The following is a 16,143-nucleotide window of genomic DNA, read 5'->3' as shown; positions in this document are numbered from 1 at the left end:
GCAAGGAACACGCTATGGCTCAGCATTCCCACGCCGGTCAACCGGCCCGTTTAAGCGACCTGACCAATATCCCCCGTCTGGTTAGCGCCTACTACCTCAACAAGCCGGACATGAGCCGCCCCGAACAGCGGGTTGCCTTTGGTACCTCCGGCCACCGTGGCAGTGCCTTGCACAACGCCTTTACCGAATCCCACATTCTGGCGGTGACCCAGGCGCTGGTGGAGTATCGCCAGCAGGCCGGTATCACTGGCCCGCTGTTTGTCGGCATGGATACCCACGCCCTGTCCGAATCCGCCTTTGCCAGCGCAGTAGAAGTGCTGGCGGCCAACGGCGTTGAAACCCGCATTCAAGCTGGTCTCGGTTTTACCCCGACTCCGGTCATCTCTCACGCCATCCTGCGCTACAACGCGAGTAAACCCGCTGCGCGCGCTGACGGTGTGGTGATCACTCCGTCTCACAATCCGCCGGAAGATGGTGGCTTCAAGTACAACCCGCCCCACGGTGGCCCCGCCGAAGGGGAAATCACCAAGTGGGTGGAAGACAGGGCCAACGCCATTCTGGAAGCGGGTCTGGCCGGTGTGAAACGCATGCCGTTCGCCGAAGCCCTCAAGAGCCCGTTCGTGGTCGAGCATGACTATGTCACCCCCTATGTGGATGATCTGAAAAACGTGCTGGACATGGAGGCCATCAAGAACGCGGGCATCAAGATCGGTGTCGATCCGCTGGGCGGCTCCGGCGTTGCCTACTGGGACGTCATTGCCAAGACCTATGGTCTGAACATCGAGGTGGTGAACTACAAGGTCGACCCGACCTTCTCCTTCATGACCCTGGATAAAGACGGCAAGATCCGGATGGACTGCTCCAGCCCGTTCGCCATGGCGAGCCTGATTGCCCTGAAAGACAAGTTCGACATCGCTCTTGGCAACGACCCCGACTACGATCGTCACGGCATTGTCACCAAGTCCGGCCTGATGAACCCTAACCACTATCTGGCGGTGGCGATCCAGTATCTGTTCACCCATCGCACCGGCTGGTCGAAGGAGTCTGCAGTCGGCAAGACGCTGGTCTCCTCTTCGATGATCGATCGGGTTGCCGGTGAGATTGGCCGCACCCTGAAAGAGGTGCCGGTCGGCTTCAAGTGGTTTGTTGATGGCCTCTACAGCGGCGAGTTCGGTTTTGGTGGCGAGGAGAGCGCTGGCGCCTCCTTCCTGCGCAAAGATGGCACCGTCTGGACCACCGATAAGGATGGTTTCATTCTGGCGCTGCTGGCTGCCGAAATTCTGGCGGTGACCGGCAAGGATCCGCAGGCTCATTACGACGCACTGGAAGCCAAGTTTGGCCGCTCCAGCTATCGCCGTATCGACGCCCCGGCCAACAGCGCCCAGAAAGCGGTACTCTCCAAGCTGGATCCGGCACTGGTGGAAGCCTCTACCCTGGCTGGTGAGCCCATCATCGCCAAGCTGACCAAGGCGCCGGGCAATGATGCAGCCATCGGCGGCCTGAAGGTGGTGACCGAGAACGGTTGGTTCGCGGCACGCCCCTCCGGTACCGAGTCCATCTACAAGATCTACATGGAGAGCTTCAAGGGCGAAGCACACCTGGATCTGATCCAGCAAGAGGCTCAGCAGATCGTCTCTGCCGCGCTGGCCAAGGCGGGTGTCTAATTAGCAGTCTTGGCTCCAGAACGAGGCAGGGCTCAATATGTTAGCCATGGGCAGACGCATTATTAGCTGATCTTTGTGAGATAAAAAAAACCGAAACTCATCAATGGGTTTCGGTTTTTTTATTGAGCTATCGTTGGCAACGATCCAGCCCTAGTGTTCGCCAATATAGACGTCTTTGTGCTGTTCACGGATCTCTAAAAACTTGTCCAGATTGCTCATCATCAGCTCAACCAGCTGGGGATCGAAGTGTTGCCCTTTCTCTTCTTCTATCAGGGCCAGCACCTTGTCCAGCGGCCAGGCTTTTTTGTAGCAGCGATCCGATCCTAAGGCATCGAACACATCTGCCAAGGCCACAACCCTTCCCTCCAGCGGTATATCATCCCCTTGCAGACCACGAGGGTAGCCGCCACCATTCCACTTCTCATGGTGGTTGCCTGCGATGGTGGCGCCAATTTGGAACAGCGCCAGATCACTGCCGGAGAGCATATCCTGCCCGAGCTGGGCATGAGTTTTCATTACCTCCCACTCTTCAGGCGTTAATTTACCCGGCTTGTGCAAGATGGCATCAGGAATGCCAACTTTGCCAATATCGTGCAAAGGGGACGCCCGTTTAATCAATTCGCTTTGTTCTTCACTCATGCCAAGCAGCTGACAAAAGAGCTCGGTATAGAGCGCCACACGTTTGACGTGCAGGCCCGACTCCTTGGAGCGGGTTTCAACCAACTCACCGATGCGGTAGATAATTTCCCGCTGGTTATCGGCGATCACCTCGTTAAGGCGGATGTTCTCAAGCGCCACTATGATATTTTCGGTAAACAGGGTCAGCAGCCCGGTATCCATCTGGCTGAGTTGCCGAGTAGTCTCGATATGGAACAGCAGATGGTGGCGTGGGTTCTGGCAATAGAGCACCATCTGGTTGATGCCATAGATATTGCATTGCATGTGCATGGCTTGACGGAGGATCTCGGGCGCTTCCGTCAGCAGCATGGCTGAATGGCCCGGCAGCAGTGGCTCCAGCAGTTGATCCCTGACCTCATAGGCGTACTGTTTGACGTCGTATATCTGGGTCTCGCCAAGATGAAGCAGGGCGCTAAGCTGTTCTTGTGCCCCCTCGACAAACTGGCGTAGCGCCCGTTTCTCAAATATCCCCTTGGAGGCTTCGATGACTTTTTCCAGCCCCTGACGGTTGCTCTCCAGGGTGCGGATATCACGATAGGAGCGCAGGCTGGCCCGCAGCAGAGTGCGCAGCTTCTGGGAAGTTAGCTCGGTTTTATCTTTGTAATCGTTGATGTCGTAGTTGGTGACCACATCATCTTCCGGCGCTTGGCCGGGCTGGCCAGTACGCAACACGATGCGTACCATCTTGTTTTGCAGCTCTTCACGGACATACTTCACGACATCGAGACCTGCGTGGTCAACTTCCATCACTACATCCAACAGCAGCAATGCCACGTCCGGTGTCACGGCAAGTAACTCTTTGGCCTGTGCCGCAGAATAAGCATGCAGAAAATCGATGGGACGATTGTCAAACTCGAATTTGTTCAAGGTGATTTTGGTGATGCGATGCACTTCGGGCTCATCGTCAACAATCATCACCTTCCAGCCTGCTTGTTGCGTGCTTGGAAGCGCGAGATCATCATCATCAATAATCAGGATTTGGTCATCCATCATACAATCCTGTTTGGCATCCTGTGCTTACATTAACTGCTTAACTAAGGATAGGAAACTTATTGAGAAATTATATTTGATCTCGAAAATCTATGGTCGAAATAAGCAAATGGAACCCTTTGTGACCGTGGCGTTGTCCGGCCGCTTTCTTTGCCCAATCATGGGGCTAGCGTGCATAAAGCCCATTTCTGTGTTCGGGTATTGGCGGTAGTGGTTGGTGATTTTTGAATCCTACCTGTTCCTATTAGACGAGAAACAATCTTATTTGATAGTGATTCCTATTTGCGTGTAGCATGGGCGATACACTCAACGAGGAGCCTCATCGTGTCCCCATCTCTGCCTCCCAATCGTCCCCGTCTGCTGACTGTCAACGCCGTTGCCCAGATCACCCCCCATTTGCGCCGCATCACCTTTGGTGGCAGCGAGCTGGCTGACTATCCCTTTAGCTGCGGCGGGGCCCATATAAAGGTAATGCTGGCTCAGCCCCATCAGGTGGAGCCGGTGCTGCCCACCATGACCCCGAGTGGCCCGCGCTGGAGCAATCCTGCGGACAAGCCGGTGATCCGTACCTACACCATCCGCGCGTTTCGCCGTGATGAGCAGGAAATTGATATCGACTTCGTGCTGCACGGTGACGGTGGGCCCGCCAGCGCCTTTGCCTGCGAGGCAAAACCGGGGGACAAAGTGATCCTCTCCGGGCCGGGTGGCCCCAACCCTATGCTGCAACCGGCAGAGCACTACTGTCTGGTGGGGGATCTCACCGCCTTGCCCGCCATCATGGCGATGTGTGAGGTGATGCCTGCCGATGCCAGAGGGGAAGTCGCCATACTGGTGCCGGATCAGGCCGATGCTCAGCCGTTGACGTTGCCGGTCGGCGTACGCTGTCACTGGTTTGTCGGCGAGCCTGAATCCAGCGGCCTGCTGGAGCATGTGATTGCTCTGCCGCTGGTGCGCGATGGTGGCTTCTTCTGGTTGGGTGGGGAAGAGGCGCTGGTGCTGCCGCTGCGCCGCCATTTTCGTTCAGTGCTCGAGGTGGATCGCCGGTCGCTCTACGCGGTGCCTTACTGGCGCAGAGGCAAGAGTGAAGAGGCCTATCACCAGACTCGCCACGATGTGATGGATAATTGAGCGGATACGAAAGAATACCTGCTTTATTCTTGCAAATAAAAATGATTTGCATTTAGTATTGCGCCGTCCCGATGTCAGTCGGCACGGCGTTTTTGTTATTGATGGCTGAGCGGAGGCCCACACTGGCGGGCTCCCGTGGTTGCCACGGCATTACCCCGGGTGACGGCTTTTATTTCAATCACATGGCATTGCAATCATAAGGAGTTAAAGGGTGTTTAGAGACCAGACCTCGCTGTTCTGGCTGGGATTGTTCCTCCTGTTCGTACTGTTTTCTCTTTCGCTCGCCACCGGTGCGGGCGTCTATGGTGCCCGCGAGGTGCTCGGCTACCTGATGGGGGATGCCCCCTGGGCTGACGACGAGAAGCTCGCCATGGTGCTCAACACCTTGCGATTGCCGCGCACCCTCTGTGCCATGGTGGTCGGCGCCTCTTTATCTCTGGCCGCCTCCTTGTTGCAGAGCGCGACCCGCAACCCGCTGGCGGAACCGGGCCTGCTCGGGGTCAACGCCGGGGCCGTCTTTGCGCTGGTGGTGGGGCTCACCTGGTTCGGGGTGGAGTCCGCCTACGGTTATCTGCTCTGGGCCGGACTCGGCGCGCTGCTTGGCAACATGATTGTGCTGGGGCTCGGCATGATGATTGGCCGCTCCAACCCGCTCAAGCTCATTCTGGTCGGGGTGGCGCTCTCCGCCACCTTCGGCGGTTTATCCAGTTTTCTGCTGCTCTCCAACAAGATGGTGCTGGAGCAGTACCGTTTCTGGAACCTCGGCTCCCTGTCGGCGGCCAATCTCGATGCCATCGTCGCCGTGCTGCCCTTCGTGCTGGCAGCGTTTGTCATCACCCTGCTGCTCTGTCGCCAGCTGACCCTGATGCAGATGGGGGACAGTCAGGCTCAGGCGCTGGGGATCCGCCCCACCCGGGTGCGGATCGGCGTGTTGCTGGCCGCCACCCTGTTTACTGCCAGTGCCATCGCCATCGCTGGCCCCATCGGTTTTGTCGGCTTTCTGGCCGCTTACTGTGGCCGATTGGTGGAGCCGGTGAAGCTGTCGGTGCAGGTCTGCTTCTCCGCCCTGTTCGGCATGCTGTTTCTGCTGTTGGCGGACATTCTGGCGCGCTGGCTGATCCAGCCGTTCGAGCTGCCCAACGGGGTCATTCTGGCCTTGATCGGCGCGCCTGTGCTGATCGCCATCGTCCATCGCGGGGGCTTTCGTACCCTGCTGACCGTCAAGTGAGGGGATGATGCCTACACCCACCGATATGCTCTGCCTGCGGGCAGGCAACCGCTCTGTGCTGATCCATCTGCCGAGCTGGCGCTGGCTGGCACTGCTGGCCGTGGCGCTGCTGGCGTTGGGTCTGCTGGCCCTGAGCGTTGGCAGCGGCAAACTCGGCTTTGCCGGGGTGGTCAACACCCTGCTGGGGGAGGGGACGCGGCTTGAGCAGCTCACCCTGTTCAAGATCCGGCTGCCGCGCATCCTTGGGGTCGTGGTGGCGGGCGCGGCCATGGGGCTCTCCGGCTGTCTGGTGCAGACCCTGGTGCGCAACCGGCTGGCCACCCCCGATATGGTGGGGGTAAACAACGGCGCCTCCCTTGCCATCATCATCTTCTCCCTCTATCTGACCGTGGGGAGTTGGCCCTGGTGGGCGGCACCCATCGGTGCCATCTTCGCGGCGCTGGTGCTCTATGCCCTCTGCCGCAAACCGGGTGAGCAGGGCTATCTGTTCGTGGTGATCGGCATCGGTCTTTCCGAGCTGTTCGAGGCGCTCGGCCAGTTCGTGATGTCCACCCAGGCTTTGCTGCACCTGAGCTCCCTCTATCTGTGGAACATGGGCAGCTTTATCGCCGTGGGTTACAGCACCATTACCCCCATTGCCATCCTGTTGCTGCTGCTCTGCCCCTGGATTGTCTATCTCTCCCGCTCGCTGGCGGTACTGCGCTTTGGCCCCGAGATGGCCAGAGGGCTTGGCGTCAACGGCGATCGGGTGCAACTGGGTGTTCTGGCGCAGGCCATTCTGGTGGCGGCGCTCGGCACAGCCATCGGCGGCCCCGTGGTCTTTATCGCCATGGCTGCCCCCATTCTTGCCTCCTGGCTGGTGAAAGACCGGGTGGTGCCGCTCTGGCTGGCGGCGCTCAGCGGCGCCCTGCTGCTGCTGGCCAGCGATACCCTGGTCCGGGTGCTGGCCAGCCCCCATGAGGTGGCGACCGGCATCATGACCCGCATTCTCGGCGGCCTGTTGCTGCTGTTTCTTCTTGTTAACGATCGCCAGAGGGCTGACTGATGACGCTCACCGTAAATCGCCTCCACTTCGCCTATCAGCAGACCCCCATCCTGCGGGACATCTCTTTCAGCGTGCCGAGGGGCAAGCTGGTGGGGATCGTCGGCCCCAACGGCTGCGGCAAATCGACCCTGCTCAAGCTGCTTTCCGGCCAGATGAAAGCCCAGCGCGGCGAGATCCTGCTCAAGGGCAAGCCGCTCGCCAGCTACCCCATGAAGGGACTGGCGCGGGAGCTCGCCTATCTGCCCCAGCGGCCGACTTTGCCTGCCGGCATTCTGGTAGAGCAGCTGGTGCAGTATGGCCGCCATCCCCATCAGGGCTGGTTCAATCAGTGGGGAGAGGAGGATGCCCGCATGGTGCGTATTGCCTGCGAGCGGATGCAGCTCGAAAGCATCTGGCTGCAGAGCGCCGCGTCTCTCTCCGGCGGGCAGGCGCAGCGGGCCTGGCTGGCGATGATCCTGGCGCAGGACAGCGACATGGTGCTGCTCGACGAGCCCACCAGCGCCCTCGATATCGGCCACCAGACCGAGGTGATGGAGGCAATCCACCGCATCACCGCCGAGGGCAAAACCGTGCTGCTGGTGATCCACGATCTGGCGATGGCGGCCCGCTACTGTGACGAGCTGATCGCCATCGGCGAAGGGACCATTGCCGCCATGGGCCCGGCCCGGGAGGTGGTGACCAAGGCGCTGATCGATCGGCTCTACCAGACCAGTGTCGACATTCTTCATGCCCCCGGTGACGGAGCGCCCATTATCGTGCCCCGTCGCCATGAACATGGCCGCGCCCTGCGTTCGGTAATCTGAGTCATGTGGGCCTGCTTTGGTGGGCCCACCGAGTGTATCCACGCGGCCGATTATCCGGGCCGCGCAACGAGAAGGAGTGAGATGATGAAGCGTTTTGCCGCCCTGGCAGCAGCTATCCTGATGCTGGCCGCGCCGCTGGTTCAGGCGCAGGAGATGCGTGAAGTGACCGATGCGTTTGGCCAGAAGGTGCAGGTGCCAGTCCAGCCAAAGCGGGTGGTGGTGCTGAGCGAGCTCGAACTCGACAGCACCCTGACCCTGGGGCTGACCCCTATCGGCGCCGTCAATGGCCGTGGTCAACCCACCTTGCCCCGCTATTTGCTGGACAAGGCGGGCATGGGGATCCAGGTGATCGGCGATCTCGATAGCCCCAATCTGGAGTCGCTGATTGCGCTGGAGCCTGACCTTATCCTGACCGGCCAGACCCGTCCCGAGTTGCTGACCTTGCTGGGGGAGATCGCGCCGACCGTGGTAACCAGCAAGTGGGGGGAGTCGTGGCAAGATAGCTTCCGCCGCGCCGCCCACACCCTTAACCGTGATCAGCAAGCTGATGCTTTCTTGCAGCAGTATGCCGAGCGGTTGGCCCATGCCCGCAGCAAACTGGCCAAGCATCAGGGGGAGAGCATCAGCATAGTGCGCTGGAACCCCAAGGGGCCGAGCTTTATGTATCAGGGCACCTTTGCCAGCAGCGTAGTGGAGTCGATGGGGCTGGTGCGTCCGGGCAAGCAGCAGGGCACGGGTGCCCCCCACTCACCAGCGCTCAGTCTGGAGTCCCTCAACCTGCTGGACGCCGACTGGCTGGTGATCGGCACCCTGAGCGCCACCGGTGATGCGGTCGATGCCATGGGTCAGGCGGAGCAGACCCCGGCGTTCCAGCAACTGCCGGTCATCAAGGCCAAGCGTTTTAACGCGGTCGATGGGTCGCTTTGGACCTCCAGCGGCGGCCCGCAGGCGGCCCTCAAGGTGATTGAGGATGTGGAGCAGTTGCTGACAACCCGCAGCTGAGCGCCATTGCGCACTTGAGGTTGACCACACGAAAAGGTTGACCAAAAGAAGAGGGAGGCTGATGCCTCCCTCTTGCGTTGTCACTATCTGCCGCGACTTCTTCGGCAAGTCAGAGCCGTTTATTGCGGCTTGATGGCGGTCACGGTGAGCTTGCCGCTCAGGCTTTCGGCGTGGAAGTGGATGGCATCCCCCACCTTGAGCCCCTTGAGCTGCGCCGGATCGGCGGCCACAAACACCATGGTCATGGGGGGCATCTTGAGGTTGTCGATCGCCTCGTGCTTGATGCCGACTTTACCGTTGGCTCCGTCGAGGCGGGTAATGATCCCCTTTGTCATCACCTGCTCTCCGGCCATCTGCATATCCATCCCCTCCATCTGGGACATATCGTGCCCCTCGTGGCTTATGGTCATTTCGGCCCGGGTCTGGAGAGAGGCAAGGCCAAGTAGCAATGTCAGGGTCAGCGTCTTGTAGTTCATGATATTTTCCTCGTGGTTCAGTCAAAATGGGTCGTTAAACAGGGTTATTCGGGTTGCGGGTTCGAGGCCTCGCCAAGGCTTTGGCTGCGCCACAGGTAGTAGGCGGCGGGCAGCACCAGCAGGGTCAGCACCAGCGCGCTCACCATGCCGCCGATCATGGGCGCGGCGATGCGCTGCATCACCTCGGAGCCGGTACCGTGGCTCCACATGATGGGCAACAGGCCCGCGATGATGGTCACCACCGTCATCATCTTGGGGCGCAGGCGCAGGGCGGCGCCGTGGATCACCGCCCGGTGCAGGCCCGCCTTGTCCGGCTTGCCGCTGGCAACGAGATCGTCCCAGGCGTGGTTGAGGTAGACCAGCATCAAGACGCCGGTCTCCACCGCCACCCCGGCCAGAGCGATAAAGCCCACCCCGACCGCTACCGAGAGGTTGAAATCGAGCAGCCAGAGGGTCCAGATCCCGCCCACCACCGCCAGCGGCAAGGTGGTGAGAATGAGCAGCACCTCCTGAACGCGGCGAAATGCCAGATAGAGCAGCAGCACGATAATGGCGACCGTGAGCGGCACCACGTAGGCGAGGCGCGCCTTGGCTCGCTCCATGTACTCGTACTGACCCGACCAGGTGAGGGCGTAGCCCGCTGGCAGGATCAGCTGCTTGCCTACCTCGGCCTTGGCCTGCGCGACAAAAGAGCCGATATCGCGGTCGCGAATATCGACGTAGACCCAGCCGTTGAGCCGTGCGTTCTCGCTGCGCAGCATTGGGGCCTCGTCGCTGATGTAGACCCGGGCCACGTCCGCCAGGGCGATGCGCGCCCCGCTCGGGGTTACCACCGGCAGCAGCTCGAGGCTGGCCACCGAGTCGCGATAGCTCTGGGGGTAGCGCAGGTTGATGGGGTAGCGCTCGCGCCCCTCGATGGTCTGGCCCACCTCCATGCCGCCCACCGCTGTGGCGAGCACCGCCTGCACGTCGGCGATATTGAGGTCGTAGCGGGCCGCTTTGAGCCGGTCGATATCCACCTTGACGTAGCGGCCGCCGGCCACCCGCTCGGCGTAGACGGAGGCCGCCCCCTCCACCTTGCCGACAATCTGCTCAAGCTGCTGGCCGAGCTCCTGAATAACCTTAAGATCCGGCCCCGCAATCTTGATACCGACCGGAGTCTTGATACCGGTTGCCAGCATGTCGATGCGGGTCTTGATGGGGGGCACCCAGGCGTTGGTGAGACCGGGGAAGCGAATGAGGGCGTCGAGCTCCTCTTTGAGCTTCTCCGGGGTCATGCCGGGGCGCCACTGATCGCGTGGCTTGAGCTGGATGCTGGTCTCCATCATCACCAGATCGGCGGGGTCGGTGGCGGTCTCGGCGCGCCCCGCTTTGCCGAACACGTTCTGCACCTCGGGCACGGTGCGAATGAGCTTGTCGGTCTGCTGCAGGATCTCCCGCGCCTTGCCCACCGAAATATTGGCCGCTGTGGTGGGCATATACATGATGTCCCCCTCATCGAGCGGCGGAATAAACTCTGAGCCCAGATATTTGAGCGGCCAGAAGCCCACTACCGTCACCACCGCCGCCAGTATCAGGGTGGTTTTCGGGCGTGCCAGTACGGCCTTGAGCAGCGGGATATAAGCCTGGCTCAAGCCACGGTTGAGGGGGTTGGCCTGCTCAGCCAGCACCTTGCCGCGGATAAAGTAGCCCATGATCACCGGCACCAGCGTGATGGCGAGCGCCGCAGCAGCTGCCATGGCGTAGGTCTTGGTGTAGGCGAGCGGATGGAACATCCGCCCCTCCTGCGCTTCCAGCGCAAACACCGGCAAAAAGCTCATGGTGATGATCAGCAGGGAGAAGAAGATGGCGGGCCCCACCTCGATGCTCGCCTCGGTGATGATCCGCCATCGGTTCTTGTCGGTGAGCGCCTCCCGCTCCATGTGCTTGTGGACGTTCTCGATCATCACGATGGCGCCATCTACCATGGCGCCGATGGCAATCGCGATACCACCAAGGGACATGATGTTGGCGTTGATCCCCTGCAGGTGCATCACGATAAAGGCCACCAGAATGGAGATGGGCAGGGTGATGACCACCACCAGCGACGAGCGCAGGTGGAACAGGAAGGCCAGACAGACCAGCACCACCACGGCGAACTCCTCCAGCAGCTTGCCGGAGAGGTTGTCGATGGCGCGCTGGATAAGGTCGGAGCGATCGTAGACTGTGACCACCTCCACCCCCTCTGGCAGGCTGCTTTTCAGCTCCGCCAGCCGTGCCTTGACTCCGTCTATGGTGTGCTGGGCATTCTCGCCATAGCGCATCACTATGATGCCGCCCACGACTTCCCCTTCGCCGTTGAGCTCGGCGATGCCGCGCCGCATCTGGGGACCGGTGACCACATCTGCCACATCCCCCAGCAGCAGCGGGGCGCCGCGTACCGTGGTGCCGAGCGGGATCTGCTTCAGATCCTCGACGTTCTTTAGATAGCCGTTGGAGCGCACCATGTACTCCGCTTCCGCCATCTCGATGACGGAGGCGCCGGTCTCCTGATTACCCTGCTTGATGGCGGTCTCGATAAGGGAGAGCGGGATGCCGTAGGCGCGCAGCTTGTCCGGATCGACCCGTACCTGATACTGGCGCACCATGCCACCGACTGTGGCGACTTCGGAGACCCCGTCCACCGTCTGCAACTCGTACTTGAGGAACCAGTTCTGCAGCGAGGTGAGCTGGCTGAGGTCGTGCTTGCCGGTTTTGTCTACCAGCGCGTACTGATAGACCCAACCCACCCCGGTGGCATCGGGGCCGAGCTGGGGGCGGGCAGAGGCGGGTAGGTTAGGGGCAACCTGGCTCAGGTATTCCAGCACCCGGGCGCGGGCCCAGTAGAGGTCGGTGTTGTCGTCAAACAGCACATAGACGAAGGAGTCGCCGAAGAAGGAGTAGCCGCGCACCGTGGTGGCCCCCGGCACCGCCAGCATGGCGGTGGTGAGCGGGTAGGTCACCTGATCTTCCACCACTTGGGGCGCCTGCCCCGGATAGGAGGTCTTGATGATCACCTGCACGTCAGAGAGATCCGGCAGGGCGTCCACCGGGGTCTGCTTGACCGACCAGAGCCCCCAGGCGGTGAGCATGACGGTCAGCAGCAGCACCAGAAAGCGGTTGCCCACGGACCAGCGAATGATGGAAGGGATCATGACTTCTTCTCCATCTCGGGCATTGCCATCTGATGCTGGCTATGGTCCATGCCTTCCATCTGCTCCATCTCATCCGTTGCAGGCTTGGCGGCGCCGTCAGTAGCGGGTGCCTTCTCCTGATGGATGGTGGTGATGTGGTACTCATCCCCCTCCTGCATTACCTGCAGATGGAGGGTTTGTCCCTCGGCCAGCTTGCTCATATCGATCCCATCCGCCATGGTGAACTCCATCTCCATGGCGGGCCACTGCCACTCGGGGATGGGCTGGTGGGCCACCATCAGGGTGCGGCTGGCCAGATCGATGCTCTGTACCGTCCCTTGGGTCCACACCTGCGCCGGGCGTACCGCCGTCATGCGCTGGAAGTCCGAGTCGATGGCCGATTCCGAATCGAGCAGGAACTGGGCCGAGCTGACTATGCTGTCACCCGCTTCCACCCCCGCCTTGATGGCCACCTTGTCGCCAAACTGGGGGCCGAGGGTGACGGCCACCGACTTGAAGTTGCCATCCCCCAGCGCCAGTACCAGCCTGTCCTGACTACCGGTGCGGATCACCGCTTCGCTCGGCACCACCAGCTGCGGTTCTCCTTTGCCAGTGCGAATGGCCACCTTGGCGAACATATTGGGTTTCAAAAACTCATCCGGGTTGTCAAAGTGCAGCCGCACCTTGAGGGTGCGAGTGGCGGCATCCAGGGTCGGATAGAGGTAATCCACCTTACCTTGCCAGCTGCGGCCGGGTGCATAGTCGAGGGTCATGGTGACCGGATCCCCCACTTTCAGCTGGGCCGCTTGGCGCTCAAACACCTCGGCGCTGACCCACACCTGCTTGAGGGTGCTGATGTTGAACAGGGTTGCGGCGGGCTCCACATACTGCCCTTCGCGCACCTTCAGCTCAGAGACATAGCCGCTGCTCGGGGCATAGATGCTGATGGTTTCGCGCACCTGCCGGCTGCGTTTGAGGGCGGCGATTTGATCTGCCGGCACCTGCAGGGATTTGAGCTTGCCCTCGGCGGCACGCAGCAGCAGCGGGTTGGCCGTGTTGAGCGCCAGCAGATATTCGTGCTGGGCATTGACCAGATCCGGCGCGTAGAGCTCATAGATGAGGTTCCCCTTGGTGACCCTCTGCCCTTCGCTCTTGATGGCGAGGGTGCGGATCCAGCCCGCCATGCGGGCGTTGATGGCCTCCAGCAGATCTTCGTCATAGCCGACGTAGCCCACCGTTTCGATCTGCTGGTGGATAGGCAGCTTCTCCACTTTGGCCAGCCGCACCCCGAGGTTCTGCTGGATCTCGGGGCTGATGGTGACGGTGCCCGGCGAGCCGTTTTTCTGCTCCTGATAGACGGGGATAAAGTCCATCCCCATGTTGTCTTTGGCAGGGGCATCGCGCTTGTCGCGGGGATCCATGGGGTTGACCCAGTAAAGGGGGGTCTTCTCTTTGGCGCTGGCGCTATCGGAGGTCTGTTTGGCGGCCCAGTAGCCGCCACCGGCGCCGAGGGCGAGCAGCAGGGCTGACATCAGGATGGTCTTGTTCATAACAGGCCTCCGGCGCGGATCTGGATGCAGAAAGTGCAGGAGGATAACGTGCCCGCGAAGGCCGCAACCTGGGTGGGTGAAAAGCTGGCTGGTGACATGATACGTCTTCTCTTGTGCAGGCCGCCGGGCGGGTGAGGTGTAAGGCATCACCAAAGGGGCTGGCGGCAAACGGGGCGTTGCTAACGAGTCAGCAGACGCACGGCTCCCTGTTGCTGGCGGGGCCAGTGGTCACAGGGTCAAGCGATAAAGGCGTGCAGATAGGGGCAAGGTGAGTCTTGCCCCATGCACGGCAGAAGATCGTTCTAGTGGCGCAGCACCGACAGCATCAGATGTCGGCGCGGCCAGGAGGGAGGGTGAGAACCACGGCTGCGCAGGAAGGGATCCCGCAGCCAGAGATCGAGCCGATGGCTGGTCGCCCCCAGAGAGGGCAGCAGCAACAGCGGCAAGATAAAAAGAGAAATCAGCATGCCAAACAGTGGCAGGACGCTGGTAGCTGCCGAGATGCCAGTCTGCATCTGGCACTCACCGCCCATGGCGGCCTCATCTCCCATCCCCTGATGGCAGGAGAGGGTGGCGCTGCTGTTTTGGTGATCCATCATGGCCATTGGTGCGGCCATCTCGCCGCTGCTCATCGCCATGTTGTGGGGGAGGGAGGCTGTTTGCCGGGATGAGGCGTCGAGCGCTTGTTGCGCCCCATGCCAGCTGATGCAGAGGGTCAGATTGCAGATAAGCAGCAGCGCCAGCAATAGCCGGGCCAACGCAACTGAGGGCAATCTTGCAGCGAGCTGGGTGAGTGACAATCCGGGTATCCTTCGGGATCAGATACCAGGACTGTAAACCTTACTACGAGGTGAAGGTCAATGGCGTAAAACGTACAAGAAGAGCGGGTTATTACGGCCTTATCATTAAGTAATGCTTAATCATGGCGTATCCCCAACTCTAATGACGTTACTGCATCCTGCCTTTAGGATGCGCCCCTGTCAGTTTCCGCTATTGAGTGATGTCCCGTCATCTCGTTGCTGGCGTTTATCGCCGCAGGACGGGTCACACCACATGCTTGCCAAGCTTTGCAATGGCGGGCAGCCAGCAACGAGCGTGCATCACGCCGTCAGGTTGCCAGAGGCTGATAGCCAAATACGCTAGATGTGATTGTTGATATGCACTCCCTGTCGGGTGCCCCTTTTGTTCATTTATTCAGGAGTATCGAAATGCAGCAACGACTGCTGTCGCTGATGCTTGCTGCCTTGCTGAGTCCATCAGCAATGGCTGGCGGCCTTGCCCTCTACGAAACCAGCACCGCCAACAGTGCACTGGCTAACGCAGGGGCTGCTGCCCGTGCTCAGGGAGCAGAGACCATCGCAAGCAACCCGGCCGGTATGACCAAGCTCGAAGGCACCCAACTGCAAGTCAATGGCGGTGTGGTATACGGCGACCTTGAACTGGATCTGGACAAGGGTGGCAACAACGGCGGCAATGCGCTGCAGACAGCGCCGCTGGGCAGCTTTTATCTGACCCATGCCATTAATGATCAGTGGGTAGCCGGTTTCGGTATGTTTGGCAGCCATGGTCTGGGTATCGATTATGGTGATGGTTGGGATGGTCGTGGCTATGCCCAGTCCGCCAAGCTGACCGGGATCGCCTTTGCCCCGAGCCTGGCGTATCGCATCGACTCCAACTGGTCGGTGGGTGCCAGCCTGATCGCCATGCATGGGGCGCTGGAGTCCTCTCTGGATCTCACGTCGGGCATGGGCGATGGTCGCGAGTTTTCCGATAGCGACTGGGCCTATGGCGCCTCCTTCGGGGTGCTTTACGAACTGGATCAGCACTCTCGCATCGGCTTGAGTTACTTCTCCGAACTGAAGTGGGAGCTGGAAGATCAGCTGCTCTTTAGTTCGAGCCGTAGTGGCCTCGGGGTCGATATGATGATCCCGCAGACCGTCACTCTGAGTGGTTATCATCAGCTCAACGATCAGTGGGCCCTGCTGGCCAGCACCAACTGGCAGCAGTGGTCTCGCTTTGGTGATGTCGATGTGGCATTGATGGGGCATAGCAAGACCAAAGATATGCACTACAAGGATACCTGGCATCTCAGCCTGGGTACCCAGTTCGATGTGAGCCCGGCCCTGCGTCTGAGCAGCGGTATTGCCTATGACAGCAGCGCTGTTGACGATGTTCATCGAACCGTCAACCTGCCGATGGGAGAAGGTTGGCGCTGGGGGCTGGGTGCCAGCTATCAGCTGAGCCCGGCCACCAAGCTGGAAGCCAGCTATACCCTGGCCTGGCTAGGGGATATGGTGGTTCATCACGATGGCGGGCCTATTCGCCCGGAAATTTCCGGCACCTACAACAACAGTTACCTCAATTTCTTCAATATCGGTGTGCAACACCAGTTCTAAATCGCTCGTTAAGCAAGCCCCCACTGGTTGG

At 60.5% G+C, this 16,143-nt stretch carries 12 protein-coding genes; 7 read left to right on the top strand and 5 right to left on the bottom strand.

What is annotated here, in order from left to right; translation table 11 throughout:
• The first annotated feature begins 14 nt into the window (after positions 1-14).
• Complete coding sequence (gene pgm / locus ACY8FN_RS17440) at positions 15-1,664, top strand: phosphoglucomutase (alpha-D-glucose-1,6-bisphosphate-dependent) (protein ID WP_463100723.1); 1,650 nt, start codon at positions 15-17, stop codon at positions 1,662-1,664.
• Between the two features lie 150 nt (positions 1,665-1,814).
• On the opposite strand, the gene ACY8FN_RS17435 is transcribed toward pgm, so the two are convergent.
• Positions 1,815-3,332: an HD domain-containing phosphohydrolase gene (locus tag ACY8FN_RS17435; RefSeq protein WP_139728806.1), complete on the bottom strand. Its 1,518-nt coding sequence runs from the start codon at positions 3,330-3,332 to the stop codon at positions 1,815-1,817.
• A 324-nt stretch (positions 3,333-3,656) separates the two neighbouring features.
• Here ACY8FN_RS17435 and ACY8FN_RS17430 point away from each other — a divergent pair, with 324 nt between their 5' ends.
• The 5 genes from ACY8FN_RS17430 to ACY8FN_RS17410 all read left to right on the top strand — a co-directional run bounded on the left by ACY8FN_RS17430 (position 3,657) and on the right by ACY8FN_RS17410 (position 8,538).
• On the top strand, positions 3,657-4,460 hold the full coding sequence (locus tag ACY8FN_RS17430) for a siderophore-interacting protein (RefSeq protein WP_463100722.1): 804 nt from the start codon (positions 3,657-3,659) through the stop codon (positions 4,458-4,460).
• A gap of 211 nt (positions 4,461-4,671) precedes the next feature.
• Entirely contained in the window at positions 4,672-5,688 is a 1,017-nt protein-coding gene (locus ACY8FN_RS17425) for a FecCD family ABC transporter permease (protein ID WP_463100721.1), read from the top strand.
• Between the two features lie 7 nt (positions 5,689-5,695).
• Positions 5,696-6,733 carry a FecCD family ABC transporter permease gene (locus ACY8FN_RS17420; protein WP_463101197.1) on the top strand — a complete coding sequence of 346 codons (1,038 nt, stop codon included), beginning with the start codon at positions 5,696-5,698 and terminating at the stop codon, positions 6,731-6,733.
• A complete protein-coding gene (locus ACY8FN_RS17415) occupies positions 6,733-7,536 on the top strand; it encodes an ABC transporter ATP-binding protein (protein ID WP_463100720.1) in 804 nt (267 codons plus the stop codon). The genes ACY8FN_RS17420 and ACY8FN_RS17415 overlap by 1 nt, the downstream gene beginning before the upstream one ends.
• An 84-nt stretch (positions 7,537-7,620) precedes the next feature.
• Positions 7,621-8,538 (top strand): ABC transporter substrate-binding protein, encoded by a 918-nt coding sequence (locus tag ACY8FN_RS17410; protein ID WP_463101196.1) that lies wholly within the window; start codon positions 7,621-7,623, stop codon positions 8,536-8,538.
• Positions 8,539-8,657: 119 nt separating this feature from the next.
• Here ACY8FN_RS17410 and ACY8FN_RS17405 read toward each other — a convergent pair whose 3' ends face one another.
• The 4 genes from ACY8FN_RS17405 to ACY8FN_RS17390 all read right to left on the bottom strand — a co-directional run bounded on the left by ACY8FN_RS17405 (position 8,658) and on the right by ACY8FN_RS17390 (position 14,516).
• Complete coding sequence (locus ACY8FN_RS17405) at positions 8,658-9,014, bottom strand: copper-binding protein (protein ID WP_463100719.1); 357 nt, start codon at positions 9,012-9,014, stop codon at positions 8,658-8,660.
• 44 nt (positions 9,015-9,058) lie between these two features.
• The gene (locus tag ACY8FN_RS17400; RefSeq protein ID WP_463100718.1) at positions 9,059-12,187 is read right to left on the bottom strand and encodes an efflux RND transporter permease subunit; all 3,129 of its coding nucleotides are present in this window, start codon (positions 12,185-12,187) and stop codon (positions 9,059-9,061) included.
• Entirely contained in the window at positions 12,184-13,716 is a 1,533-nt protein-coding gene (locus ACY8FN_RS17395) for an efflux RND transporter periplasmic adaptor subunit (RefSeq protein ID WP_463100717.1), read from the bottom strand. The genes ACY8FN_RS17400 and ACY8FN_RS17395 overlap by 4 nt, the downstream gene beginning before the upstream one ends.
• Before the next feature lie 302 nt (positions 13,717-14,018).
• Positions 14,019-14,516 carry a hypothetical protein gene (locus tag ACY8FN_RS17390; protein WP_463100716.1) on the bottom strand — a complete coding sequence of 166 codons (498 nt, stop codon included), beginning with the start codon at positions 14,514-14,516 and terminating at the stop codon, positions 14,019-14,021.
• A 408-nt stretch (positions 14,517-14,924) separates the two neighbouring features.
• On the opposite strand from ACY8FN_RS17390, the gene ACY8FN_RS17385 reads away from it, so the two are divergent.
• Positions 14,925-16,112 carry an OmpP1/FadL family transporter gene (locus ACY8FN_RS17385; protein ID WP_463100715.1) on the top strand — a complete coding sequence of 396 codons (1,188 nt, stop codon included), beginning with the start codon at positions 14,925-14,927 and terminating at the stop codon, positions 16,110-16,112.
• Positions 16,113-16,143 lie beyond the last annotated feature (31 nt).

The organism is Aeromonas sp. 160P (genome assembly GCF_055193095.1).
The sequence above is the reverse complement of the archived record's forward strand: the minus strand, read 5'-3'. Positions and strand labels throughout refer to the sequence as shown.

Coding starts and splice junctions, on each gene's coding strand:
- pgm (WP_463100723.1), top strand. CDS start 15: ATGGCTCAGCATTCCCACGCCGGTCAACCGGCCCGTTTAAGCGACCTG.
- ACY8FN_RS17435 (WP_139728806.1), bottom strand. CDS start 3,332: ATGGATGACCAAATCCTGATTATTGATGATGATGATCTCGCGCTTCCA.
- ACY8FN_RS17420 (WP_463101197.1), top strand. CDS start 5,696: ATGCCTACACCCACCGATATGCTCTGCCTGCGGGCAGGCAACCGCTCT.
- ACY8FN_RS17415 (WP_463100720.1), top strand. CDS start 6,733: ATGACGCTCACCGTAAATCGCCTCCACTTCGCCTATCAGCAGACCCCC.
- ACY8FN_RS17410 (WP_463101196.1), top strand. CDS start 7,621: ATGAAGCGTTTTGCCGCCCTGGCAGCAGCTATCCTGATGCTGGCCGCG.
- ACY8FN_RS17405 (WP_463100719.1), bottom strand. CDS start 9,014: ATGAACTACAAGACGCTGACCCTGACATTGCTACTTGGCCTTGCCTCT.
- ACY8FN_RS17400 (WP_463100718.1), bottom strand. CDS start 12,187: ATGATCCCTTCCATCATTCGCTGGTCCGTGGGCAACCGCTTTCTGGTG.
- ACY8FN_RS17395 (WP_463100717.1), bottom strand. CDS start 13,716: ATGAACAAGACCATCCTGATGTCAGCCCTGCTGCTCGCCCTCGGCGCC.
- ACY8FN_RS17385 (WP_463100715.1), top strand. CDS start 14,925: ATGCAGCAACGACTGCTGTCGCTGATGCTTGCTGCCTTGCTGAGTCCA.